The following is a 24,174-nucleotide window of genomic DNA, read 5'->3' on the forward strand; positions in this document are numbered from 1 at the left end:
TAAAGGAGTCGGCCACAATGACCAAATATATAATTAAACGTATTTTTTATATGATCTTAACTTTGTTCATCGTTGCCAGCGTAACATTTTTTATGATGAAATTAATGCCGGGAACTCCTTTTACAAATCAGGATAAACTCTCGGCAGCACAATTAAAAATCATGAATCAACAATATGGACTTAATAAGCCCATATGGCAACAATATGTCATTTATATTGTGAATCTTCTTCACGGTGATTTTGGAACCTCTTTCCAATTTAATAATCAACCAGTATCTTCGTTAATTATGACGCGTTTACAGCCCTCCATGCTGATTGGAGCTCAAGCAATGATTATGGGTTCCATTTTAGGCATTTTGTTGGGTGCTGTAGCTGCAATTAATAAGAACACTTGGATTGATAGTTTAGCAACTTTTGTTTCTATTTTAGGTATCTCCGTACCCAGCTTTGTTCTCGGTGTTTTATTACAATTTTATTTAGCCTTTAAGTGGCATATTTTCCCGATTGCTCTATGGAACGGCTGGCAATCTAGTATCTTACCATCCATCGCTTTGGCAGTTTCTCCACTCGCACAAATTGCTCGTTTTATGCGGACAGAGATGGTGGATGTTTTAAATAGCGATTATATTGAATTATCCAAAGCTAAGGGTAATACGCGTTGGCAAACAGTAGTTAAACATACTCTTCGTAATTCTTTAATTCCTGTTATTACTATTATTGGACCTTTAACAGCTAATATTTTAACCGGTTCTTTAGTTGTAGAAAATATTTTCTCTATTCCCGGAATTGGTGAACAATTCGTCAAGTCAATTATGACAAACGATTATCCTACAATTATGGGCTTAACTATTTTTTACTCAATTATGTTTATGGTCATGTTATTAATTACCGATATTTTATATAGTATTATTGATCCAAGAATTCGGCTAACAAACAAGGAGGGTAACTAATTATGGCTGATATTAAAATTACCGCTGATAGTTTTAAGAAGATTAACGGCGATCAATCAGAAAATCAAGAAAAAATTAGTGCACCTTCATTGACCTTCTTTCAAGATGCTATTCGCCGGCTGCGTAAAGATAAAGTGGCAGTTGTTTCCTTTTTTGTTTTAATCTTTATAATGATTGTTGCTTTTGCTGCCCCAATTTTGTCACCACGAGATCCGAATGCTCAAAATCCTGACTATGCTAATTTACCTCCTCGTATTGCCAACACAGATATTCCAGGCTTTCGAGGACGTATCAAAAATAGTGCCGGCATTGTCACTAATCCTTATGAAACCAACAATGTACCTAAAAATCGTACTTACGTTTTAGGTACTGACTATTTAGGTAGAGATTTATTTTCTCGAATTCTGTATGGTACACGTTTATCATTAATAATTGCCTTTATTGCTACTTTGGTTGATTTAATTATTGGCCTGCCATATGGTATTGTTTCAGGCTGGAAAGGTGGCACAGTGGATATTATTTTACAAAGAATTATCGAAATTATTTCTTCTGTGCCGAATCTGATCGTTGCTATTTTATTACTTTTGATTTTAAAGCCTGGATTGACTTCCATTATTTTAGCCATCGCTTTTAGTAGTTGGGTCACTATGGCCCGATTGATTCGGGCTCAGACCTTACAATTAAAAGAGCAGGAATATATTTTAGCATCCATCACCATTGGGGAATCTCCTTTGCGAATTGCTCGCAAACATTTGATTCCTAATCTATCCTCTACGATTATCATTCAAACCATGTTTTCCATTCCTAGTGCCATTTTCTTCGAAGCTTTCTTAAGCTTTATTGGAATTGGTATTCCTGCACCTAATGCTTCATTAGGAACTTTATTATCCGATGGACAAAAGGCTTTCCGCTTTTTACCTTATCAAATGTGGTATCCGGCACTAGTACTCTGTATTTTAATGATTGCCTTTAATCTCTTTGCCGATGGCTTACGAGATGCCTTTGATCCAAAATCCGAATAACAGAAGGAGGTTTATACAATGGCTCAAAAAATTCTCGAAGTGAATCATCTGAAAATTAATTTTCAAACCTTTGCAGGTACCGTTCAAGCTATTCGTGATGTCAGTTTTAATCTGAAAAAGGGCGAAACCCTTGCTATTGTTGGTGAATCAGGCTCAGGAAAATCAGTAACCACGAGAAGTATTATGGGACTTTTAGCTTCCAATGCAAAAATTGTCAGTGGTGAAATTAAATATAAGGGTCAAGATCTTTTATTAGAAACTGAAAAACAAATGGACGACCATCGGGGAAATGATATCTCCATGATCTTTCAAGATCCGATGACTTCTTTAGATCCTACAATGCCGATTGGCAAGCAAGTAGCGGAACCTTTACTCATTCATGGTAAAATTTCTAAAGAAAAAGCTTTAACCAGAGCGCAAGAAGTTTTGGAATTAGTAGGTATCCCTAACGCCGCTACGCGGATGAAAGACTATCCTCATCAATTTTCCGGCGGGCAACGTCAAAGAATTGTTATTGCAATTGCTATTGTCAACTATCCTGAAATCTTAATTGCTGATGAACCTACTACGGCCTTAGATGTTACAGTTCAAGCACAAATTATTGACTTGATGCGTGAGCTCCAAGAAAAATTGGAAACTTCAATTATTTTTATTACCCATGACCTAGGAGTAGTAGCTGGAATTGCTGACCGTGTGGCAGTTATGTACGCTGGTAAAATTGTGGAATACGGCACAGTTGATGATATTTTTTATAAGCCTAAACATCCTTATACTTGGGGTTTACTCAGCTCAATGCCGACTTTAGACATTGGCAGTGGTAAATTAGCTTCTATTCCAGGTACTCCTCCTGATTTATTAGATCCACCAAAAGGAGATGCCTTTGCTCCCAGAAACCCTTATGCTATGCAAATTGATTTAGAGGCTCAACCGCCCTTTTTCCAAGTCAGTCCAACTCATTATGCAGCAACTTGGCTTTTACATCCGGATGCGCCTAAAGTGGAGCCACCAGCGGCTATTAAAAAACGTTCTGAAGAGTACGACCGATTAATGAAAGCAGGTCAAATCAGTAATCCTGTGGAAGGGAGCTTGAATTAAAATGGCTCAAACTGAAAAAATAGTTCAAGTTCAACATCTAAAACAATACTTTAGCCCTGGTAAAGCTAATGAAGTCAAAGCTGTAGATGATATCAGTTTTGATATTTATAAGGGCGAAACTTTTGGTTTAGTCGGTGAATCCGGTTCTGGCAAAAGTACCACCGGCCGCAGTATTATTCGTCTTTATAATCCGACGGGCGGCAAAATTATTTTTGATGGTCAAGATATTAGTCAAATTAAAAATCATAGTTCGAAAATGTTAGAATTTCGCCGTGAGGTGCAAATGATTTTCCAAGATCCTTATGCTTCTTTGGATCCACGTATGAAAGTCAAGGATATTATTGCTGAAGGTTTAGATGTCCATCATCTGGTAAAAAATGATACTGAACGTAATGCCCGAGTGGAGGAATTACTCCAAATCGTTGGCCTCAATCCCGATCATGCCACACGTTATCCGCATGAATTTTCGGGTGGTCAAAGACAAAGAATCGGTATTGCTCGCGCTTTAGCCGTAGATCCTAAATTTATTATTGCTGATGAACCTATTTCTGCTTTGGATGTTTCTATTCAGGCTCAAGTGGTTAATTTAATGAAAGATATTCAACGTAAAAATAATCTGACGTATTTATTCATTGCCCATGATTTGTCAATGGTTAAATATATTAGTGATCGCATTGCGGTAATGCATCAGGGGCGTCTTATGGAAATGGGAACTGCTGATGAAGTTTATAACCATCCACTGCATCCTTATACTAAAAGCTTATTATCTGCGGTTCCTTTGCCTGATCCCGAATTAGAAAGACAACGTCAGCGTATTCCATATGATGCTTCTATTGAAAAAAATGGTAACAAAACTCATCAGTTAAGAGAGATCGTTCCCGGTCATTTCGTTTATAGTACCGAATCAGAAATTGATCAATATCGCACCGCAGCTCTCCAACAAGCTTAAAATAATTAATAAAAAGCAGCTACTAAAGTAGCTGCTTTTTTGCTTTTATATTTAGTAATAGGCAAAGGCTTCAAGTAGCATATTGAAACTGCTATTATTAGTTTTTATTAATCATTTTTAATTTTTTCTTTACAATAATTAATTAACAGTGTAGACTAAGACAAATAATAGTAGAAAAGGAAGTGTTTTCAATGAAGTTGAAAAAGTTGTTCGTCGCTAATGTTTTGGCATTATTCAGTACCGTTATTTTAGTAGGGTGTGGCTCCACTTCTTCACAAAAGTCGGCTCCTAAAGGGACAGTGCGGATTTCTTCCAAGGACATCATTTCAACCATGGATCCTTCCTTGAATACTGATGTAATCGGTGCCCAAAATCTTAATAATACTATGGAAGGTCTTTATCGTTTTAAGGGAAAAAATATTAAACCGGCACTAGCTACCAATTTGGCTAAACCTACTAATAATGGTTTAACTTATACTTTTAAATTGCGCCCCAATGCCAAGTGGAGTAATGGTGATCCGATTACCGCTTCTGATTTTGTCTACTCGTGGCGCAGAACTGTTGATCCGAAAACAAAATCTACCTATTCCTATATCTTTGAAGGGATTACGAATGCTAAAGACATCAGTGCTGGAAAAAAGCCGGTTAATTCCTTAGGTATTAAAGCTTTAAATAAACATACTTTACAAGTTGATCTTGAAAAGCCGGTACCATACTTTAATACCCTTTTGACTTCTCCAACCTTTTTCCCGCAAAACAAAAAGGTTATTACTAAATGGGGCAAGAAATATGGTACTAATTCGCAAACTTTAGTTTCTAATGGACCTTTCAAATTAGTAAAATGGAATAGTCCTGATAATAGTTGGACCGAAGTTAAAAATGATAAGTATTGGGACGCTAAAGATGTTAAAGTTCAAAAGCTGCAATATCAAGTAGTTAAAGATGCTTCTACTGCACTTAATCTTTATCAATCCAATAAGCTGGATCGTGTCTTATTAACCGGTGATAGTGCTAAACAAATGAAAAACGCCAAAGATTACAAAATACAAAAAGAAAGTACTACTTTTTATGTTGCTCCTAATATTAAAAAAGTCGCTCTCTTTAATAATACTAAAATTCGCCAAGCCCTCTCGATGTCAGTTAACCGCCAACAACTAACTAAAAAAGTTTTAGGCGATGGCAAAGTTGCCTCACTTTCAACTTTTCCGGCCAAAATGACTTTCAATCCGGAAACTAAAGTTGATTTTGCTAAGGAAACTCAGGCATCCGCAGTTGCTACAAACGCCTATAATCCAACTAAGGCTAAACAACTGTGGCAAGAAGGTCTTAGTGAGACAAACAATAAGGGCAAGAAATTCAGTTTTACTTTATTAGGTGATGATAGTGATGTTGCTAAAAAACAAGCTGAATTTCTCCAAAATCAATTTGAAAAATTACCGGGACTGAAGATTAATGTAACAAATGTGCCGTTCAAAAGCCGGCTTGCTCGCGCTAAAAGTGGTGATTTCGACCTATTAGTAACAGGCTGGAGTGCTGATTTCCCTGACCCGATTACTTTTTTGACACTCTTTAATACTGATTCCAGTAATAATGACGGTAAATGGTCCAATACCGAATATGATAATTTAGTTAATAAGAGTTTAAACGAAGACGCTAATAACCCGATGGCTCGCTGGCAAGATATGAAGGCTGCACAAAATCTGTCCAATCGTGAAGTCCCAGCTATTCCACTATATCAAAATGGTGAGGCGTGGCTAACAAAATCCCGTGTGAAAAATTTAGATTACGGACCGACTGGTGCTTACAATATGATATCTTTGCGTCTTAAAGATTAACTGTTAATCACTTTTATAGCAGGGCTAAATTTCCTTGGATCATAGCTTTTTAGTTATGATCCTTTTTTATTTGCAGAATAGTTGTGAATGAACTATACATATAATTAGATCCACAAAGGAGTTGAACATTTTGGATTCATTAACAATTAAAATTTTACAAAAAAAGATCCCTACTTCTGCTACCATTATCCCCAAAGAGCTCAGGCAAAAATATCAACCACAAGGTTTTACTAACAACACCTCCCAAATAAAAGTCTTATTTGTGACAGGAGAGCCGCGTAAGTACAGTTTAACTTATGATTTGATTTATACTGCAATGAAGTTTTTCGAACAAAATCATTGTGCAGTCGCATTAAGAGATTTATATAATATCGGGTTTGACCCTGTTTTGCGAGCGGAAGAATTTTATTATGTTAAAGATGGTTTAGGGCATCGACCGCATTATTTAGCCCAGGAACAAGCACTGATCAAACAGGCAGATATTCTCATCTTTGCTTATCCTAACTGGCATGATGCTCCAGTAGCGATTGTCAAAGGCTATATCGAAAAAGTTTTTGCTAAAAACTTTGCTTATAAAGATACGGAGAAAGGACCGGTTGGTTTATTAACAGGCAAACAATTATACACAATTATGAATTGTGGCTACTTAGGTGGTGGTCAAGGTTATATTGGCGATGGAATTGGACAAAATGATGCTTTATGGGATAAATATATGCAAGCATTTAAAGTATTTGATGATGATACCGCCCAGTTTTGGGGAATGCGCAACGCTGGTCGTTTTGTCAATGATCAAAATCCCAGCAATTTTGGGCCTAACTATGCCGCTAAGTTAAAACAGATTCGTCATGTCCTCTGTGAGCATTTACAACGTGACTTGCTCAATTAGCCAACATTTTCCCAGTTTGATAACTGATTTTGACTCCCGGTTGAGTATTAAAAGTCCAGACATTAATTTGTAAAGCCTGCGGATCATGCACCGACTGGGCTAAAACATGTACCCCTCGAGGAACCAATTCCGTTCCCGCATATACTGGAATAGCTTGATAGAAAATTACTTCTTGCGGATGAGTTTTTAAAAAATTGCGCACCCTGGTTTCAGAATAGGCCATTCCCCCCGGATCACTTTGATTATTAGTACCTACATTTTGTGCGCGGGTTCCCAGCACCACATTATTAGTTGCCATGGTTCCACCTAAAGACCACGCTAATAAATGGCTTTTATTATACAAATAACCATGATAATTTGCTAATTGCACTAACCGATTATTAGATTGACTCCCAAACCAGCGCTGTTGTTCACTATTATATTGTCCATCGGCATATTCTCCCGAAACGTGGGTAGCAGAAGGAAAAGGCGGACGTTCCATGACCCGACTGGAATGTTTTACTACATCACGATAACGCACAAAACTAGTAACTGCCTGTGTTCGCCCTAAATAGTCTAAATTGTTATATAAAGTATCCTGTTGATTACTGTGCTGCTTTAAATAAACTTGTAAATTATTTCCAGCGCGCATTATCCGGAGCCTTTTTTGGGCCTGAGCGGAAAATTCAGGTTGATTATTATTAATAATGGCATAATTTTGGGGATATTTATGCTGATCGAATGATAAATTAATTAATTCCTGATTATTGCTACTATTGATTTTTACTTTATTACTCTGAAATAAGGAAATAGGATTAAAACCCTGCTTATTGTTTAAAACAGCATTTAATTGGCCTGATTTACCGCTACCAGCAATTAATAAAATAATAATTACTAATAACCAAAGCCAAGATGAATTGGTTGCTTGTGAATTACGGGATTTTTTTTTCGCCATGGGTTTTCTCCTCAAAAAACATTTCTCATTAAAATAAAAGGGGTAGGACAAAATTGTCACAACCCTTTTTTAAATTACCCTATTCTTAATTTAATTATCATTATACATTTTATCACCATTTTTGATGATAAATATACCTGATTCTAAAATTATTAGTATAATCACCATTAGTGATCATCTTCAAGCTGTCAGCAGCAATTCGCCCTTATTTTAAACATAAGCCTTGTTGATGCAATACCTTGCCGATTTGGTCGCGTTTAGCAGTACTTTGACTCAATTTAGTAGCTATTTGGTGGGTAAAAGTATCAATGCGCCGATTGGCATCACGTAAATCATAATAAGTATGCACAACTTGATCATAATCTTTTAAGTCATCTAAATGATAATGATAATCATAGCTATTTTCAAAAGTCCGAAATTGTAGCGGTAAACGTGGTTTTAACTGCGGCTCTTGATTAGGAATACCTACTTGTAAACCCAGTAAAGGAAAAGTTAACTGAGGTAACTTTAAAAGCTCAATCATTTTTTGAGCATCGTTTTGAACACTGCCTAAAAACACACAGCCTAAGCCCATACTTTCTGCGGCGGTAGTTACATTTTGAATTGCTAAAACTGTATCCTCTACTGCTTGTAAGAAGAGATCTGTATTATGAAGAACTCCATCATCCAAACCTTTTTCTTGGCGGATTTGCTGATTGCGATAAAGATCAGCGACAAAAATAAATAAGTCCCCATTGGCTCCCACATAATTTTGAGCCGTTATCTCCCGAATTTGAGCGCGAATTTGGGGATCCGTCACATGAATAAATGAAGATTGCTGCCAAAAATTAGAAGTTGCTGTGTGTTGGGCTACCTCCATCAAAGTTTGCACTTGCTCTGCAGTTAATGTTTGCGCTTTAAATGCTCTGATCGTCCGTCGTTGTAATAAAAGTTGCAAAGTTGAATTCTCCATAAATAAAAATCCCTTCTATGTTTTAGCCGCTTGTACAATTGCTGTTAAAAGCGGCTGGGTTTGCGTCAGTAATTGGCGCGCCTGTGTCATATTGGTCAGCCAAGGAATAATTTGCTTTTTCTGCAATAATAAGGGCATTCGATTATGCACAGAGGCTACCGTCTGATTGGGAGCAGTAGTAATAATAATACCATGCGGTTGTTTTTGGAAATAATCATAAAAACCGGCAATATATAATGGTTGGGCCTTAGTTGAATAATTAAACCAAAATTTTTCCTTGTTTTGATTCCATTCAAAAAATCCAGTAGTAGGATATACTGCTCTGTAAAATTTAAAAGGACGGGCAAAGAGTGTTTTTTGCTCTAAAGTTTCCGCACGCGCATTAATAATCTTTTGGCCCTTTTTAAATCCGGGAAAGCCCCAATTCATTGTTGTAACTTTAATTTTTTGCTTTTGAGTAATGACCACAGCCGTTAAATCATTAGGAAAAATCTCTCCTGTAGCCGGCTTTTGACCACTTTGACAGGCTAACTGATAAATTTTTTGAATTTCCGAATTAGCTTCCGGTTCAAACATAAAACGACCACACATTATATCCACCTACTTTATCATTAATCATACTACAACCACAAGCAAATTATTATTTCTCTGCTTTGACTCAAAGTCATTTTTTGAGGGCCAATATAGCTGGCGCTTTTTTTATCTACAATTTTGTGTACAATAAGACTGATAAGATTAAAAAAGAGATGGAGGGATTTATCATGCAAGGAGCAAATGGAAACTACTTCAGATGGTTGTACCATCAATTAAAAGGCTGGCCGCAACAAAATTATTACTTATTTTGGTTTTCTCTCGGTTGTCAAGTCATGACCTTAGTTGATCACCCCATTACTCCAGTAGCTGTTATCACTTTTATTGGTACTACGCTCGGAGTGCTTTGTGTTTTAGCTATTAATGCGACTAAAGCTGTCAATGGTTGGCTCGGACTACTTAGCGCTGCTTGTTTTATTTATGTCGGTTTTGCGGCTAAAAACTATTTATCAATGTTTGAACAAGTGGCTTATGTTTTGACTTTGGATATCCCCATTTTAATTAGTATCCGTACATGGAATGATGATACCAAAAATCATTTAAAGAAGTTCAAGACTAAGGAATGGACAATTTCTATTCTCTTTACTCTCATTGTTTGGGCTTTAAGTTCCTATCTGATTGGACGTTTAACCAATGATCCCCGTCCAATTTATGATGGAATGGCCTTTTCCATTAGTTTAACCGGCGGAATTGTTTGCTTTTTACGTTACAATAATCAGTACTTTTGGTGGCTTACTTCCGGCATTGCCCAACTTATTTTATGGGCTATTACCTTCAGCCAAGGAGATGCCAGTTTAGGTATGGCCATTAATTCCAGTGTCTATGTGATTAATGATATTTTGGCCTTTACCGTCAGTCCTTGGTTTAATGCGGGACGGCGGCGTTTAGGTTTAAAAGAAATTAAGTAAAATTTCGCGCCATTACTATCAACTTAAAAAACAGATCAGGAGCTTAAATACTTCTGATCTGTTTTTTCAAAATTTTTGAATTTTATAAAAAATAAAAAACCAGCTCTAAACTGATTTTTAGGTAAATATCTTTAAATTACACGTACTCCAAAAGAAGGCATGAAGTAACCGGAAATAGTATGAACGCTAACTGTTTGACCCGGTTGCGGAGCATCAATATATTGATTATTGCCAGCATACAAAGCCACATGATAAGTTGCTCCATGAGAACCCCAAAATACCAAGTCCCCTGGTTGTAAATCTTTGATAGCTACACTATAACCTGCAGATTCTTGAGCAACAGTATAACCGCCAATCTCTTTACCTAAAGTTTGTTGAAATACATAGTGCATTAATCCAGAACAATCAAAGGCATTAGGTCCTTTAGCACCCCAAACATAAGGTTTGCCAATTTGGGCTTTAGCTGCATTAATTAAATTCTGGGCTTGTGTAGCAGTATCAACAACATCACTACCCTTAATCCAAGAACTGGCTGCCAAGTTATACCATACTTGACCTTTCGCGTCAGTGGCTACACCAACAACTGCCCAAGCAGTTTTGTCGGCCACATTTTGACCAGTTGAAGCCGCATTATCATCTGGGCTGACCCGTAAAGCTATTTGATTGCCATTAGAATTAACTGTCACTGCTTGACCAACATTAGCAGCCTGGACTACTTGAGGATTATTATTGGTGATATCAGTCTGATTAGCAACACCTAAAGCTGAAATACCGATTACACTAGCAGCAATTAAACTGACAATCCGTTTTTTAGAAATCATATATGAATTTTCTCCTCCATGCAATAAAAGCAAGTTTTAAATTTTAATTTTAAATTATTTATTGTTTAACCTCGGCTAAACAACTTAACAGTAAAAACAATACTCTTTTTTTATTGCAGGAATGTTACAAACAGACAAACAAAGCATTACAATTAGTTGCGCAATTTTGTCATAAAAATCACTTTTTTTGCTTTCAAGGTTCAGATAAGTGCGTTATTAACTGATCTAATTGTTTTTGAGTAGCTAACCAATTATTATTGGTAATTACTGTCGCTTGACCTGTTAAGGCCAAGGGCAAATGTAAATCACGTTGAAATTCGGCACTGGTTATCCGCTGCTGTAAAATAAGCGGATCTAAAGTACGTTGCTGCAAGCGTTGGTATAATTCATCAGGAGCAACTGTAAGAAAAATAATTACCGTTTCTTGCGGATATTTTTGCAAATAAGTAGTTGCTCCGGCTGTATCTAAAACAATACTGACCCAATCATTTTGTCGCCAAGCTTGCTGGAGTCCTTCCACTGAAGAGCCATATAAATAATGTGCATATTGGACTTGTTCAAGATATAAATGCTGTTGAAAACTGGCGGGAGTTTCAAAATAATAATCCACTCCGTTAATTTCTCCCGGACGGCGGGGGCGCGTAGTATGGGTAATGATGGGGGCAATATTATATTTTTTTTGTAGATAGTGATTAACTGTGGTTTTCCCAACACCGCTGGCCCCAGTAATAATTATTATTTTTTTCAAAGAAAAGGCTCCTAAATAATTGTCAAATGAAAGATTATATTCTATTATAATAGAAGTTTGCGCAAAGGAAGGTCAATATATGAAAATAGCTACTATTAACATTGGCGACAAACTTCAAGGTAAAGTCCAAGAAGATTTAGAACATCCCTTTACCGGAACAGTCGAAAAAATCTACAGTAATTCAGTTTTGTTAACAATTGATGATTATGATCCGCGTGACGAAGATAATGTAGCTGAACTTAATCATAAGATAGTTGTTAAAGCACAGTCATTAAAAAAATTTAAAAAGAATGACTCCACTGCTAAATAAAGATTTTTCAAGATAAATAATTACGGGGTTGAGGCTTTTTCAGGCCTCAACCCCTTTATATTTGAAAAATTGCGTTATTTCTTCAAAATTACTTATTTGGCTTCTGAGTGAATAATATTTACAAAAGTGCTCGAAGGCACTCGGATTAAAGAATAGTCAGTGGCCACATTGCCCGCATGTAATCCTAAACCATTAATTACATTATTCTTATAACGAGCTACCATAGTCATCACGTAAGCATACTGATATTTCTTGTCATATTTTTCTGCTTGCGGCCACGGATAGTTTTTGGCGTTAAGACTGATCGGCTGGTGTCCATCAGAAATGGAAGCATTATTGCCCGGAACTGTAAATTTAGCTCCTTTGACCCAATAAGTGTAATACTGCATTACATTTTTACTTGGGGATTCTTTAGCTTGGACATAAAATCCCTGGTCATTTTTAGTCTGCATAACTAACGGCTTAACGTCATAATTTAGATAAACCCGTTGTGTATCTTTCACACTGACTTTATTGAGAAAGGTTAGATAAAACATAATACCAATTGCAATTAAAATAATTCCGACTTCTCCAATATCTAGAACACTATTGGGCAAAGAGCGGTGCTTTTTTTGCACAACAATCATTTTTAAATGCCGTTGGCGAATGTTCCAGACCACTGCTACAATCGCCACAATAATCATTATCCAGATGATTAATCCTAAAAAATTCCAATTTAATTGCATTACTTCATACTCTCCCAATTTTTAGAATAACTTGCTGGTGTTTTAATTATAGCTCACTTAGCTACTGCTTAGCCACGAAAATAATCGTTAAAAAAACTTAAACAAGGTCTGATTACTTTTATCTCAGGCTTATTCGAACACATCATAGTGTGTTTAATTTTTTACAAGACACAATATGTTGTATTTGAGTATCGAAGACGCTATAATTAGTTACAGCTTAGCAAGGGGGTATTTTTATGAACAAAGCACTTACTATTTTCACTAAAAACGGCTGTATTCAATGCAAAATGACTAAAAGATTTCTCACCGAACATAATATAGCTTTTGAAGAACATAACATTAATAACCAACCGCAATACTTGGATTATTTAAAACAGCAGGGTTTTCAAAGTGTACCAGTAGTTATGAGTCAGAGTGCTACTGTCGTCGGCTTTCGCCCAGATGCCTTAAAGGAGTTGGCACAATAAATGAAAATTGCTTTTTACTCTATAACCGGTCAAACCAAACGTTTTATCAAAAAAACAGAGCTGCAGGCTTATGAAATTAGTGATACCGACCCTGACTACGAAATGGGAGCTCCTTACGTATTAGTTGTACCTGCCTATGATGATGACATGATGGATGCCGTTATTGATTTTTTAAATTATAAATCTAATGCGCAAAATTTAGTCGGAGTAGCTGGTGGCGGCAATCGTAATTTCAATGATCTCTATATTCATACTGCCAAAGATATCGCCAGGGGATTAAATGTCCCAGTTATTTTTGACTTTGAATTTAATGGTACTGATTCAGATGTTAAAAATTTTCGGAAAGTAGTGGAGCAACTTGAGTCTAAACAATCTCGATATCGCCAAAGTAACATACTTTAAATTAAATAATGAATTAAATATACCTGTAGATGGTCATATTCCTTTAGATCGTGATCATGCCGCTTTAGCGGCATTTTTTAAAGAAAATGTCATTCCTAATACTAAACTAGCGGCGACTTTAAAAGAGCATTTGACCAATCTCATAGATCAGGGATATCTGGAAAGCGACTTTTTACAACAATATTCGTGGGATTTTATTCAAGATTTATACGACTATTTAAAAAGTCAGCACTTTCAATTTAAATCCTTTATGGCAGCATATAAATTTTATAATCAATATGCTCTTAAAAGTAATAATGGCGACTATTATCTAGAAAATTATGAATTACGAGTTTTATTTAATGCGCTCTATTTTGCTGGAGGCAATACCCAACTAGCCCAACAATTAGCAACGGAAATGATTCACCAACGCTATCAGCCTGCCACGCCTTCTTTTTTGAATGCAGGCAAAAAACGTCGCGGAGAGTTTGTGTCTTGTTTTCTATTGCAGATTACTGACGATATGAATTCTATCGGCCGGGCTATAAATAGTGCCTTACAGCTATCACGTATTGGTGGCGGCGTGGGTTTAACTTTATCTAATCTGCGCGAAGCCGGTTCACCTATTAAGGGTATTAAAGGCGCTTCCAGTGGGGTATTACCGGTGATGAAACTTCTGGAAGATAGCTTTAGTTATAGTAATCAGTTAGGTCAACGTCAAGGAGCGGGCGCAGTTTATTTAAATATTTTTCATCCTGATATTATGGATTTTCTCTCCGCTAAAAAGGAAAATGCTGACGAGAAAATTCGCGTCAAAACTCTTTCTTTAGGAGTTATTGTTCCGGATAAATTTTATGAATTAGTCAGAAATAACGCGGACATGTATTTGTTTAGCCCCTATGATGTTGAACGAGTATATGGAGTTCCCTTTTCTTATGTCGACATTACCAAGGAATATGACAAGATGGTAGCTAATGATCAAATTACCAAATATAAAATTCCGGCCCGCGAAGTAGAACTGGAAATTAGTAAATTACAACAAGAATCAGGCTATCCTTATATTTTAAATATTGATACGGCTAATCGTGCTAACCCAATAGCTGGGAAAATTATTATGAGCAATCTTTGTTCTGAAATTCAACAAGTACAAATTCCTTCCACGCTCAACGATCGGCAAGATTATGTACAAATGGGAACTGATGTGAGTTGTAATTTGGGTTCAACGAATATTCCTAATTTAATGACCAGTCCGGATTTTGGCCGCTCAGTCCGGGCAATGACGCGGGCTTTGACCTTTGTTTCGGACCATTCTAATATTGAAGCAGTGCCTTCTATTCAAAAAGGAAATCATCTTAATCATGCTATTGGTCTCGGCGCCATGGGACTGCATACTTATTTGGCAATCAATCAAATTGAGTATGGCTCACCTACAGCCTTAGAATTTACTAGTGTTTATTTCATGCTCTTGAATTATTGGACTTTGGTGGAAAGTAACAATATTGCTCAAGAGCGCCAGCAAACTTTTGCGAATTTTAGTCAATCTCGCTATGCTGATGGCAGTTATTTTTCTCAATATATAGAACATGATTTTCGGCCGCGCAATCCACAAGTTCAAAAACTCTTTCAAAATATTTTTGTACCCGGGCCGCAAGATTGGTTGCGCCTAAAAAATAAAGTTCAAAAAGATGGTTTATATAATGCTTACCGTTTGGCAGTAGCCCCAACTGGTTCTATTTCTTACATTAACGATACCAGTGCCAGCTTGCAGCCCATCACTTGGCTGGTAGAGGAGCGTCAAGAAAAGAAAAATGGTAAATTGTATTATCCAGCGCCCCACTTAAGCAATGAAACCATCCCTTATTATAAGTCTGCTTATGATACAGATATGCGCAAAGTTATTGATACTTACGCTGCGGCTCAACAACATGTCGATCAAGGTATGAGCTTGACTTTGTTTGTCCGTTCATCAATTCCAGAAGGATTATACGAATGGAAAACCTCCGATGAAGAAGGTAAGCAAACTACACGTGATCTGACGATTTTACGTAATTATGCTTATTATAAGGGAATTAAGTCGTTATACTACGTGCGGACTTTTACCGACGATAGTACTGAAGTCGGCGTTAACGAATGTGAAAGCTGTACAATCTAATTAAAGGAGTAAAATATGGTTGAAACTTATTATAAGGCAATTAATTGGAATCAAATAGAAGATAAAGTCGATAAAGCAACTTGGGAAAAACTGACGGAACAATTTTGGTTGGATACTAGAATTCCTCTATCCAACGATCGTGACGATTGGCGGCAATTATCTGAAGTGGAACATACTTTAGTCGGACGGGTTTTTGGAGGCTTAACTTTATTAGATACACTTCAATCACAAGATGGAATGGATCAATTACGCCGAGATACCCGGACCCAAGAAGAAATGGCCGTTTTTAATAATATTCAATTTATGGAATCAGTTCATGCTAAAAGTTATTCTTCGATTTTCAGTACTTTGAATACTACCGAAGAAATTGAGGAAATTTTTGACTGGACTAATCACAACCAATATTTACAGCATAAAGCCGAAGTCATTAATGAAATTTATCAAAACGGAAAACCTCTAGAAAAAAAAGTTGCTTCAGTTTTTTTAGAAACCTTCCTTTTTTATTCCGGTTTTTACACACCTCTGTATTATTTAGGGAATAATAAACTTACCAATGTTGCCGAGATCATTAAATTAATCATTCGTGATGAGTCCGTTCATGGTACGTATATTGGTTATAAATTTCAATTAGGTTTTAATGAATTAAGTCAATCAGATCAACAAAAACTACAAGATTGGATGTATGATTTATTATATAGTCTTTATGATAATGAAGAAAAATATACTTCTTTACTCTATGATGATATTGGTTGGACAGATGATGTAAATAAGTTTTTACGCTATAATGCTAATAAAGCCCTCATGAACTTAGGGCAAAATCCTCTCTTTGCTGACGGCAATGCAGAAAATGTCAATCCAATTGTTATGAATGGGATTTCGACTGGTACTAACAACCATGATTTCTTCTCTCAGGTAGGAAATGGTTATCTGCTCGGCAAAGTAGCTGCTATGAAAGATTCAGATTATAATATTGGTTTAGATAAAAAATAATATTTTTCTAAATCCAAAAAGACCACCAATTGAGCCTTACGACTCTAATATTGGTGGTCTTTTTTAGACTAATTCAATTAATGGGCTTTCATAAATCTATTTGTAATAGTATTGGCAAATGATCCTGCCGTTCACCTGTAGTTAAAGGGACACAGGACTTAATTTTACTTGTTAAAGTTTTTGATAAGACCCAATAATCTATCCTCCAGCCTGAATTATTTTTTTTACTGGTTTTTACTCGTTGGGGAAACCAAGTATACAGACTGCAATTTTCTTGATAATATCCTGTAGCTTGAGGATAAATTTCTCGAAAAGCATCAATAAATCCGGCCTCTAATAATTGGGAGAATTTTTGTCGCTCTTCATCAGTAAAACCGGCCGTTTGATGATTATTAGCAGGATGAGCGAGATCATTTTCTTGATGCGCCACATTAAAATCGCCACAAGCCAAAACCGGTTTTGTTTGGGTCAAACTCATTAAATATGCACGATATTTATCATCCCAAATTTGCCGCAAAGAAAGTCGCTCCAAATGTTGTCCAGAATTGGGCGTATACACAGTAGAAACAAAAAAATCAGGAAATTCTAAGGTGATAATTCGTCCTTCATCATCCATGGTTTCCGGAGCATTAATATGGGGATAACTACTTTGCGGCTGGGGTAAAGTTTGTAAGTATAAAATCATTGTCCCTGCATAACCCTTACGTGCCGGAGGTTGCGAAGAGCGATAAACTACTTGATAATCAGGAAAATATTCTGTCACCAGCTGTAATAACTTCTTTACTTTATTAGGATCAGCGGGCATTTTAGTTTCTTGAAGCGCTACAATATCCGGGTGGATCTGAATAATTTTTTGTAGAACTTTTCTGGTTAAAATACTGCGGGGACTTTTACTAGTTAGGGCCGCATTTAAGGAATCAATATTCCAACTAATCAACTGATATTCCATAGCCATTTCTCCCTTCACTATTTAGTTAGCGTCCGATCCAATAACCGGCAATCATTGCACCTAGCAAAATAATTAAGACAAACGTTGTAATATAAGTATACAAATAATCATGTTCTTTAAAAAAAGCATAAATTGAAACTACTACCCGCAACACTGGAGTTAAGATCAACAAAAAAACACCCAACATTAAAACAGCATCTGGTTTCAGAGCTAATAATCCTTGTCCAATTGCCTTAAAACTTGTGGGAAACTGATTAGCAGAGTAGCCGCCATTGCCCTCAATCATTAACATTAATAGCCCGATAATCATAACGGCCACCGAAATAATGACTCCAATCCGCAAAATTTTGCCAATGATCAGTTCAATTTCATTCATTTCCTGTTTATTCATTTAAATGTTCACCCCAAACCCCTTCAAAATCATTTGTAAACCTAAATATAATAAAATAGGAATAAAAATAATCCGAATAACTTTCGGCCGTAAATGTTGCATAATTCGACTTCCCAACATAGCTCCAAATACTACTCCAACAGATAAAGGCACTGCAATATGAGGCACAATAGTCCCATTAAAAAAATAGACCGTAGCACTGGCGGCGGCAGTAACTCCCATCATTAAATTACTAGTAGCACTAGATGGTTTAAGTGGCATTTTCATAATATTATCCATAGCGATTACTTTAAAAGCACCACTGCCAATACCTAAAAGTCCACTGGCTAACCCAGCAACGAGCATCATTAAAAAACCGCCAGGAACATTTTGAACTTGATAGTTAACTTCTTTTTTCGTGGCTTTATCATAATAACTGCCATCTAAACGTAATTTTTGAGCTAAAGTATCCCCCTGGACAGCCTGGGTAGTTGCATCCTTAGTCTTACCCAGTAACTTCTTGATCATTGTATAACTGGAATTCAAAACTAATAGACCGAATAAAATATATAAAATAGCCTTGGGTATCACGCCATTTAAAGCCGCCCCACTGACCGCTCCAATTGTCGTTGCAATCTCTAAAAACATGGCAACACGTAAATTCAACATTTCATCTTTCAGAAAAGAAATTGTTGCCCCTGAGCTGGTAGCAATAACGACAATAATACTGGCCCCAATAGCATATTTAATATCTAGGCCCATAGCCACGGTTAAAATCGGTGTGACAATCATTCCCCCGCCAATTCCTAAAACCGCTCCTAAAATTCCAGCTAACAGTCCAGTAATTAACATCAATAATAAATTATTAGCAGTAATCATTTATCTTTTGCTTCCTTTTGTGGTTGTTGAATCTGATTATCATAATTTGATAAAGCTTGTTGCAGATTATCATGCACCATTTTTACAATTTCTGATATTTGAGTTTCTGCCTGACTAGGATCAGCCAGAATCTGATCAATCCTTAAATGTGAAGCGTTAATAAACTCACTGAAAGTAACCAAATATAAATGGATTTCTGTTCTTTGCTCAGGTTCGAAAAAGTTACTAACTTTTTGATAATCCTGAAATGGTAAGTTAATAATCCCGGTTTGCAAAGCGAAGGTAATGGGAAAAGGTAAGCCGCTAATTATTAACTGCCCCTGAGCTAAATAACCACTTGCCACTGCATCTTGGATTTGTTGACATAATTGTTTTAAGGAATCTTGTAATTTCGTTTGAGCCAAGCGGCGGGTTAATTTTAATTCGAGAGTGAAATTTTGATAAGATTCTGCCGCAATTTTAGTTTGATACTGTTTAACTTCGATTTCCATAAACTAACCTCACATTTCTTATCATGCCACCATAATACTCTTGCTGGAGTCTTGTTTCAAATGTTCAAATGGTTTAAATTATATTCAAACATTTAAAAATAAAGTTAAGGAGAAAAAACTATGACTAAGCCTAAAAGTAGTTCTCAATTAAGTCAACAGTTTCCTATGATTACACAGTTAAAAGAATATCAACCACTTTTTTGGCGCAACCCAGATTACGGTCAGACAGATCCGCATTTGCCTTTTACTTCGGAGTACATTTTTGATGCTGTAGCTCGTTGGGAACGCTTTGCTCCCTACTTAGCAGTAGTTTTCCCGGAAACGGCCCATCTAAACGGTATTATTGAATCTCCTTTAACTAGAATTGAGCGGATGCAAAGTTCCTGGTCTCAATATAACAATTGGACTTTACCAGGTTCTTTATATCTTAAACAAGATAATGTACTGCCTATTTCCGGATCTATTAAATCACGTGGTGGTATTTATGAAGTGCTCAAGTTTGCTGAACATATCGCTTTAACCCAGGGTGATTTAACATATATGGATGATTATTCTATCCTTGCTACACCGCGTTATCATCAATTATTTTCTCATTACGGCATTACTGCTGGTTCAACCGGTAATTTGGGTTTAAGTATTGGCATTGCAGCGGCCAGCTTTGGCTTTCAAACTACTATTCATATGTCACATGATGCCCGTTCATGGAAAAAAGCTAAATTAAGAGCAAACGGTGTTCATGTCATTGAACATGATGCCGATTGTAATTTTGCCGTAGAACAAGCCAGAAAACAAGCAGCTCAAGATAAATATACTTATTTTATTGATGATGAAGGCTCGGCCGATCTCTTTTTAGGATATGCAGTAGCGGCAGTGCGGCTGCAAAAACAATTAGCCGATCAACATATTCCTCTGGATCGACAACATCCGGTTTTTGTTTATTTGCCTGCGGGTGTAGGTGGCAGTCCCAGCGGCGTAACTTTTGGATTGAAAAAGATTATGGGACCTTATATTCACGGAATTTTTGCTGAACCTACTCATGTCCCTTCGGTAACTTTAGGAATGCTTACCGGTTTAAATCATGATATTTCCGTTTATGATATCGGTTTAGATGGCAAAACAGCGGCTGATGGCTTAGCAGTCAGTCGACCTTCATTTTTGGCAGGTAAGATGATGAAAACTTTATTATTAGGCTGTGCAACTTTTAGCGATAATGAAATTTTTAAATATTTAGCACTTTTAGCTGACAGTGAAAATATTAATATTGAACCTTCAGCAGCGGCTGGGTTTGCTGTTATTAAAGAAAGTCTCCAAGCTTTGCAGACTGACTATCCATTGAAGCAAGCTACTCATATTGTTTGGTCTACAGGCGGGAGCATGGTTCCGAAGGCCGATCAGAATAATTTTTATCAAATCGGCAACCGCCTTTTAAATAATTAGCCAATCAGCCTTGACTCTTATTAAGATTGATCAACTGCTCATTTATTTCTCATTTAATTAGTTATTATTTGAGTGATTTTCTAATAAAGTTTTTCATAGCCTTTATTTTATGCTACAATAAAGGCTTAATTATTACGGTTAATTACAATTTGATGAGGAGTTGTTCACTTTGGCAGAAAAAAAATCCTTGTCCCGATCTCTGTCCGCGCGGCATGTTAGTATGATTGCTATTGGCGGCACTATTGGCACTGGTTTATTTCTAGGATCAGGAGAATCCATCCATAAAGCCGGGCCTTTTATTTTAGTTATTTATTTAATTACTGGCCTCTTTGTTTTTCTGATGATGCGAGCTTTAGGTGAATTATTACTTTCTGATACTACAAAAATTATTTTTGTTGATTTCATTAAAAAATATTTGGGTAAACGCATAGGCTATATTATGGGGTGGACTTATTGGTTGGGCTGGCTAGTTATTGCTATGTCGGAATTAACGGCTGTTGGTACTTATATGCAGTTTTGGTTTCCCCGTATTCCCACTTGGATTTGGGAACTCATTTTTTTAGCCGCTTTATATTCGATTAATATAATAGCGGTCTCAGCTTTTGGAGAAACTGAATTTTGGTTTGCTTTAATTAAGATTATTGCTATTTTAGCAATAATTGTAACTGCTATTATTATGCTACTTTTCCAATTTCATACTGCTAAAGGTACCGTCCAGCTTTCCAATTTGTGGAATTATGGCCTGTCTTCCGGTAATAATTGGCAGATTATTGCTGCTTTTCAAATGGCTTTCTTCTCTTTTCTAGGAGTTGAATTTGTGGGAGTTTCAGCGGCTGAAACTAAGGATCCATTAAAAAATATTCCCCACTCCATTAATTCTGTAATCATGAGAATTTTAATTTTTTATATTGGCGCTCTGATGGCTATTATGATTATTCAACCTTGGCCAGATTATAGTGCTGGACATTCTCCTTTTGTTCAGGTTTTCGCAGGTATTGGGATTAAAGCCGCCGCAGGAATTATTAACTTTGTAGTGTTAACTGCAGCTGCATCTTCTTTAAATAGTTCGTTATTTACAACAGGACGCATGCTCTTTTCCCTTGCTAAACCGGATAGTTATTTTGCTCACCTTAATCGGCAATTAATTCCCATGCGTTCCATTACGCTATCTACTGGAATTGTAGCATTAGTTGTCTTTATTAACTATCTATTCCCAGAAGGGGCCTTTAAATTAATCACTTCCGTGGCTTCTGCGGCTTTTTTAATTATTTATATGTTTCTCATGCTGACACATATCAAATACCGAAAATCAGCAGATTACCGTCAGGGTCCTAAATTGTTTCCGTTACCAGCTGCTCCCTATAGTGATTATTTAACCATTATTTTTATGGGGATTATCTTTTTAATTTTATTATTTAATCCGGAAACTACCTTAACTACTGTCATTACAATTGTTTGGTTTGTTTTTATTTATTTGTTAAGTCGACATAAATTTTAGTTCTTGAAGTAATCCAAAATAAAAACATGATTATTAAAATAGTTTATTTATTGAATAACTTTAAACTATGATTAATGATCATGTTTTTATTTATCAGCAGAATAATTCCTAAAATCAATTACTCTTATTAATAAATAATAATTTCACAATTCGGAACTATTGAAATCGTTTTCTTCAACTACTACAATAGAGTTGTAGTTAGATAAAAAGATAGGAGGAATTATTAATATGAAGGCTGTCAGAATTTATGGAGCTAAAGATATCCGGGTAGAAGATATTGATATTGCCGATCCAAAGCCTGATCAAGTTCAAATTAAGATTAAGTACTGTGGTATTTGTGGTAGTGATTTGCACGCTTATACCGATGGTGCCGGTTTACCAATGAAATCGCATCCAGTTACAGGACGTAAAGTCCCAATTACATTGGGCCATGAATTTTCAGGTGAAGTTGCTCAAGTTGGTAGTGCCGTTAATAATTTTCAAGTAGGCGACCGTGTAGTTGTCGAACCTGGTATTGCTTGCGGTAAATGTGCTAATTGTCGGGCAGGTAAGTATAATCTGTGTTTAAACATGCATGTTGAAGACGGTGCCAACTGCCTAGGATTCTCAGATGATGGTGGAATGGCAGAATTTGCTAATATTAATAGCACTTTTGTTTATAAATTGCCTGACACTCTTGATCTGAAAACTGGTGCTTTAACTGAACCTACAGCAGTAGCTTATGAAGCTATCAAAAAGAGTGGTTTAATTGCTGGCCAGACCGTTGCAATTATGGGTGCTGGCCCTATTGGTTTACTTACAGGTTTATTAGCCAAAACTATGAATTCTACACAAGTATATATTTCCGATATATCAGAAGAGCGTTTAGCTAAAGCTCAAGAATTAGGCTTAAAAACTCTGAATCCATCCAAAGTAGATGTTAATGAAGAAATAAGAAAAGAAGTTCCTGATGGAGTAGATATTACTTTTGAATGTGCAGGAGCACAACCAACATTGGATACAGCTTTTCAAATTACCCGGCGCGGCGGCATTTTGCAAGTTGTTGCTATCTTTGGCAAACCAGCAACTATTAAATTAAGTTTTGCTACCGTCCAAGGATTAAATATCAATACTGTTTTTGGCTATAATAACTCCTTCCCACAAGTAATTGGGATGATCAATAATCATCAAGATTTGTTCAAAAAATTAATTACCAATGAATTAGGATTTGATCAAGCTATTGAAGGAATTAAATCTTTAGCCACTGATAAATCACAAGTAAAAATTATGATTTCCCCCGAATTATAATTGAAACTCTAAATCTATCATTCTTTATTAACCATAAATCTACCGCTAAATTGATTATTATTTCTGCGGTAGATTTATTTTTTATCCTTTTTTGTTAAAATAAATATTATTGACAGCAATTGTAAAGGGAGAATTATCATGAAGGGATATTTTTATTTAGCTTTAGCAATTATCGGTGAAATTATTGGTACTAATTTTTTAAAAGCAACTAATAATTTCCATGCTCTGATCCCTTCCTTAATTTGTGTTGGTTCTTATTGTATTTGTTTTTATTCATTAGCATTAGCTTTAAACTTTATTCCGCTCAATATTGCTTATGCACTGTGGGGAGCTGTCGGCATTATTTTAATTACAGCAACTTCTTATTTCATCTGGAAAGAACCTCTTAATTTACCTACATTAATTGGATTGATTTTGATTATTATCGGGACAGTTTTAGTTGAATATTATCATTCTTAAACCAAAAAGGCCGCCTACTGCAAAGTTAGCGTCCTCTTTTTTAATAAGTATATTATTTTGTCTTCCAACTTAATTATTTGAATAACAA

At 36.1% G+C, this 24,174-nt stretch carries 26 protein-coding genes; 16 read left to right on the plus strand and 10 right to left on the minus strand.

What is annotated here, in order from left to right; translation table 11 throughout:
• The first annotated feature begins 17 nt into the window (after positions 1 to 17).
• The 6 genes from opp3b (at position 18) to JG29_RS07410 (ending at position 6,737) form a co-directional block, all read left to right on the plus strand.
• The gene (opp3b, locus tag JG29_RS07385; protein ID WP_045923306.1) at positions 18 to 950 is read left to right on the plus strand and encodes an oligopeptide ABC transporter permease; all 933 of its coding nucleotides are present in this window, start codon (positions 18 to 20) and stop codon (positions 948 to 950) included.
• A 2-nt stretch (positions 951 to 952) separates the two neighbouring features.
• Positions 953 to 1,972, plus strand: a complete 1,020-nt coding sequence (locus tag JG29_RS07390) for an ABC transporter permease (protein WP_045923307.1) — start codon at positions 953 to 955, stop codon at positions 1,970 to 1,972.
• An 18-nt stretch (positions 1,973 to 1,990) separates the two neighbouring features.
• Positions 1,991 to 3,067, plus strand: coding sequence for an ABC transporter ATP-binding protein (locus JG29_RS07395; protein ID WP_045923308.1), 1,077 nt, complete (start codon positions 1,991 to 1,993; stop codon positions 3,065 to 3,067).
• Between the two features lies 1 nt (position 3,068).
• A complete protein-coding gene (locus JG29_RS07400; protein ID WP_045923309.1) occupies positions 3,069 to 4,016 on the plus strand; it encodes an ABC transporter ATP-binding protein in 948 nt (315 codons plus the stop codon).
• A gap of 191 nt (positions 4,017 to 4,207) precedes the next feature.
• Complete coding sequence (locus JG29_RS07405; RefSeq protein WP_045923310.1) at positions 4,208 to 5,851, plus strand: peptide ABC transporter substrate-binding protein; 1,644 nt, start codon at positions 4,208 to 4,210, stop codon at positions 5,849 to 5,851.
• A 130-nt stretch (positions 5,852 to 5,981) separates the two neighbouring features.
• Positions 5,982 to 6,737 (plus strand): NAD(P)H-dependent oxidoreductase, encoded by a 756-nt coding sequence (locus JG29_RS07410; protein WP_052696335.1) that lies wholly within the window; start codon positions 5,982 to 5,984, stop codon positions 6,735 to 6,737.
• On the opposite strand, the gene JG29_RS07415 is transcribed toward JG29_RS07410, so the two are convergent.
• The 3 genes from JG29_RS07415 to JG29_RS07425 form a co-directional block, all read right to left on the minus strand.
• Positions 6,730 to 7,671: a DNA/RNA non-specific endonuclease gene (locus JG29_RS07415; protein WP_045923312.1), complete on the minus strand. Its 942-nt coding sequence runs from the start codon at positions 7,669 to 7,671 to the stop codon at positions 6,730 to 6,732. The two genes, JG29_RS07410 and JG29_RS07415, sit on opposite strands and share 8 nt — an antisense overlap.
• A gap of 205 nt (positions 7,672 to 7,876) precedes the next feature.
• Positions 7,877 to 8,623, minus strand: a complete 747-nt coding sequence (locus tag JG29_RS07420) for an NADPH-dependent oxidoreductase (protein WP_045923313.1) — start codon at positions 8,621 to 8,623, stop codon at positions 7,877 to 7,879.
• A 15-nt stretch (positions 8,624 to 8,638) separates the two neighbouring features.
• On the minus strand, positions 8,639 to 9,214 hold the full coding sequence (locus JG29_RS07425; RefSeq protein WP_045923314.1) for an SOS response-associated peptidase: 576 nt from the start codon (positions 9,212 to 9,214) through the stop codon (positions 8,639 to 8,641).
• 170 nt (positions 9,215 to 9,384) lie between these two features.
• On the opposite strand from JG29_RS07425, the gene pnuC reads away from it, so the two are divergent.
• Positions 9,385 to 10,122, plus strand: a complete 738-nt coding sequence (gene pnuC, locus JG29_RS07430) for a nicotinamide riboside transporter PnuC (RefSeq protein ID WP_045923315.1) — start codon at positions 9,385 to 9,387, stop codon at positions 10,120 to 10,122.
• A 131-nt stretch (positions 10,123 to 10,253) separates the two neighbouring features.
• Here pnuC and JG29_RS08975 read toward each other — a convergent pair whose 3' ends face one another.
• Both JG29_RS08975 and JG29_RS07440 read right to left on the minus strand, forming a co-directional pair.
• The gene (locus tag JG29_RS08975) at positions 10,254 to 10,943 is read right to left on the minus strand and encodes a C40 family peptidase (RefSeq protein ID WP_045923316.1); all 690 of its coding nucleotides are present in this window, start codon (positions 10,941 to 10,943) and stop codon (positions 10,254 to 10,256) included.
• A gap of 193 nt (positions 10,944 to 11,136) precedes the next feature.
• On the minus strand, positions 11,137 to 11,691 hold the full coding sequence (locus tag JG29_RS07440) for a guanylate kinase (protein WP_045923317.1): 555 nt from the start codon (positions 11,689 to 11,691) through the stop codon (positions 11,137 to 11,139).
• 79 nt (positions 11,692 to 11,770) lie between these two features.
• Between JG29_RS07440 and JG29_RS07445 the strand changes: the two genes are divergently transcribed.
• On the plus strand, positions 11,771 to 12,001 hold the full coding sequence (locus JG29_RS07445) for a hypothetical protein (protein WP_045923318.1): 231 nt from the start codon (positions 11,771 to 11,773) through the stop codon (positions 11,999 to 12,001).
• A gap of 92 nt (positions 12,002 to 12,093) precedes the next feature.
• Here JG29_RS07445 and JG29_RS07450 read toward each other — a convergent pair whose 3' ends face one another.
• Positions 12,094 to 12,726, minus strand: a complete 633-nt coding sequence (locus JG29_RS07450) for an LVIS_2131 family protein (protein WP_045923319.1) — start codon at positions 12,724 to 12,726, stop codon at positions 12,094 to 12,096.
• A gap of 236 nt (positions 12,727 to 12,962) precedes the next feature.
• Here JG29_RS07450 and nrdH point away from each other — a divergent pair, with 236 nt between their 5' ends.
• From nrdH to nrdF, 4 genes are read left to right on the plus strand one after another with little or no spacing between them, the layout of a single operon-like run.
• Positions 12,963 to 13,193 (plus strand): glutaredoxin-like protein NrdH, encoded by a 231-nt coding sequence (gene nrdH, locus JG29_RS07455; RefSeq protein ID WP_045923320.1) that lies wholly within the window; start codon positions 12,963 to 12,965, stop codon positions 13,191 to 13,193.
• Entirely contained in the window at positions 13,194 to 13,595 is a 402-nt protein-coding gene (gene nrdI / locus JG29_RS07460) for a class Ib ribonucleoside-diphosphate reductase assembly flavoprotein NrdI (RefSeq protein WP_045923321.1), read from the plus strand.
• Entirely contained in the window at positions 13,552 to 15,726 is a 2,175-nt protein-coding gene (gene nrdE, locus JG29_RS07465; RefSeq protein ID WP_045923322.1) for a class 1b ribonucleoside-diphosphate reductase subunit alpha, read from the plus strand. Before nrdI ends, nrdE begins: the two co-directional genes overlap by 44 nt.
• Positions 15,727 to 15,741: 15 nt before the next feature.
• Positions 15,742 to 16,716, plus strand: a complete 975-nt coding sequence (nrdF, locus tag JG29_RS07470) for a class 1b ribonucleoside-diphosphate reductase subunit beta (RefSeq protein ID WP_045923323.1) — start codon at positions 15,742 to 15,744, stop codon at positions 16,714 to 16,716.
• Between the two features lie 88 nt (positions 16,717 to 16,804).
• On the opposite strand, the gene JG29_RS07475 is transcribed toward nrdF, so the two are convergent.
• The 4 genes from JG29_RS07475 to JG29_RS07490 are packed head-to-tail and all read right to left on the minus strand — an operon-like array spanning position 16,805 to position 19,405.
• A complete protein-coding gene (locus JG29_RS07475; protein ID WP_045923324.1) occupies positions 16,805 to 17,665 on the minus strand; it encodes an exodeoxyribonuclease III in 861 nt (286 codons plus the stop codon).
• A gap of 25 nt (positions 17,666 to 17,690) precedes the next feature.
• The gene (locus JG29_RS07480) at positions 17,691 to 18,056 is read right to left on the minus strand and encodes a DUF1634 domain-containing protein (protein WP_045923325.1); all 366 of its coding nucleotides are present in this window, start codon (positions 18,054 to 18,056) and stop codon (positions 17,691 to 17,693) included.
• Complete coding sequence (locus JG29_RS07485) at positions 18,057 to 18,914, minus strand: sulfite exporter TauE/SafE family protein (RefSeq protein ID WP_045923326.1); 858 nt, start codon at positions 18,912 to 18,914, stop codon at positions 18,057 to 18,059.
• Complete coding sequence (locus JG29_RS07490) at positions 18,911 to 19,405, minus strand: hypothetical protein (protein WP_045923327.1); 495 nt, start codon at positions 19,403 to 19,405, stop codon at positions 18,911 to 18,913. Before JG29_RS07490 ends, JG29_RS07485 begins: the two co-directional genes overlap by 4 nt.
• 120 nt (positions 19,406 to 19,525) lie before the next feature.
• On the opposite strand from JG29_RS07490, the gene dsdA reads away from it, so the two are divergent.
• From dsdA to JG29_RS07510, 4 genes are all read left to right on the plus strand, one after another.
• Positions 19,526 to 20,842 carry a D-serine ammonia-lyase gene (gene dsdA / locus JG29_RS07495; protein ID WP_045923328.1) on the plus strand — a complete coding sequence of 439 codons (1,317 nt, stop codon included), beginning with the start codon at positions 19,526 to 19,528 and terminating at the stop codon, positions 20,840 to 20,842.
• 169 nt (positions 20,843 to 21,011) lie between these two features.
• Positions 21,012 to 22,340: an amino acid permease gene (locus JG29_RS07500; protein WP_045923329.1), complete on the plus strand. Its 1,329-nt coding sequence runs from the start codon at positions 21,012 to 21,014 to the stop codon at positions 22,338 to 22,340.
• Between the two features lie 228 nt (positions 22,341 to 22,568).
• A complete protein-coding gene (locus JG29_RS07505; RefSeq protein WP_045923330.1) occupies positions 22,569 to 23,627 on the plus strand; it encodes a 2,3-butanediol dehydrogenase in 1,059 nt (352 codons plus the stop codon).
• Positions 23,628 to 23,765: 138 nt separating this feature from the next.
• Positions 23,766 to 24,086 (plus strand): DMT family transporter, encoded by a 321-nt coding sequence (locus tag JG29_RS07510; protein ID WP_045923331.1) that lies wholly within the window; start codon positions 23,766 to 23,768, stop codon positions 24,084 to 24,086.
• Positions 24,087 to 24,174: the final 88 nt, after the last annotated feature.

The sequence above is a fragment of the Bombilactobacillus mellis genome (genome assembly GCF_000967245.1).
Lineage (GTDB): Bacteria > Bacillota > Bacilli > Lactobacillales > Lactobacillaceae > Bombilactobacillus > Bombilactobacillus mellis.

Coding starts and splice junctions, on each gene's coding strand:
- JG29_RS07405 (WP_045923310.1), top strand. CDS start 4,208: ATGAAGTTGAAAAAGTTGTTCGTCGCTAATGTTTTGGCATTATTCAGT.
- JG29_RS07420 (WP_045923313.1), bottom strand. CDS start 8,623: ATGGAGAATTCAACTTTGCAACTTTTATTACAACGACGGACGATCAGA.
- pnuC (WP_045923315.1), top strand. CDS start 9,385: ATGCAAGGAGCAAATGGAAACTACTTCAGATGGTTGTACCATCAATTA.
- JG29_RS07445 (WP_045923318.1), top strand. CDS start 11,771: ATGAAAATAGCTACTATTAACATTGGCGACAAACTTCAAGGTAAAGTC.
- JG29_RS07475 (WP_045923324.1), bottom strand. CDS start 17,665: ATGGAATATCAGTTGATTAGTTGGAATATTGATTCCTTAAATGCGGCC.
- JG29_RS07395 (WP_045923308.1), top strand. CDS start 1,991: ATGGCTCAAAAAATTCTCGAAGTGAATCATCTGAAAATTAATTTTCAA.
- JG29_RS07390 (WP_045923307.1), top strand. CDS start 953: ATGGCTGATATTAAAATTACCGCTGATAGTTTTAAGAAGATTAACGGC.
- JG29_RS07490 (WP_045923327.1), bottom strand. CDS start 19,405: ATGGAAATCGAAGTTAAACAGTATCAAACTAAAATTGCGGCAGAATCT.
- opp3b (WP_045923306.1), top strand. CDS start 18: ATGACCAAATATATAATTAAACGTATTTTTTATATGATCTTAACTTTG.
- JG29_RS08975 (WP_045923316.1), bottom strand. CDS start 10,943: ATGATTTCTAAAAAACGGATTGTCAGTTTAATTGCTGCTAGTGTAATC.
- JG29_RS07505 (WP_045923330.1), top strand. CDS start 22,569: ATGAAGGCTGTCAGAATTTATGGAGCTAAAGATATCCGGGTAGAAGAT.
- JG29_RS07415 (WP_045923312.1), bottom strand. CDS start 7,671: ATGGCGAAAAAAAAATCCCGTAATTCACAAGCAACCAATTCATCTTGG.
- JG29_RS07450 (WP_045923319.1), bottom strand. CDS start 12,726: ATGCAATTAAATTGGAATTTTTTAGGATTAATCATCTGGATAATGATT.
- nrdI (WP_045923321.1), top strand. CDS start 13,194: ATGAAAATTGCTTTTTACTCTATAACCGGTCAAACCAAACGTTTTATC.
- dsdA (WP_045923328.1), top strand. CDS start 19,526: ATGACTAAGCCTAAAAGTAGTTCTCAATTAAGTCAACAGTTTCCTATG.
- JG29_RS07485 (WP_045923326.1), bottom strand. CDS start 18,914: ATGATTACTGCTAATAATTTATTATTGATGTTAATTACTGGACTGTTA.
- nrdH (WP_045923320.1), top strand. CDS start 12,963: ATGAACAAAGCACTTACTATTTTCACTAAAAACGGCTGTATTCAATGC.
- JG29_RS07510 (WP_045923331.1), top strand. CDS start 23,766: ATGAAGGGATATTTTTATTTAGCTTTAGCAATTATCGGTGAAATTATT.
- JG29_RS07425 (WP_045923314.1), bottom strand. CDS start 9,214: ATGTGTGGTCGTTTTATGTTTGAACCGGAAGCTAATTCGGAAATTCAA.
- JG29_RS07480 (WP_045923325.1), bottom strand. CDS start 18,056: ATGAATAAACAGGAAATGAATGAAATTGAACTGATCATTGGCAAAATT.
- JG29_RS07400 (WP_045923309.1), top strand. CDS start 3,069: ATGGCTCAAACTGAAAAAATAGTTCAAGTTCAACATCTAAAACAATAC.
- nrdF (WP_045923323.1), top strand. CDS start 15,742: ATGGTTGAAACTTATTATAAGGCAATTAATTGGAATCAAATAGAAGAT.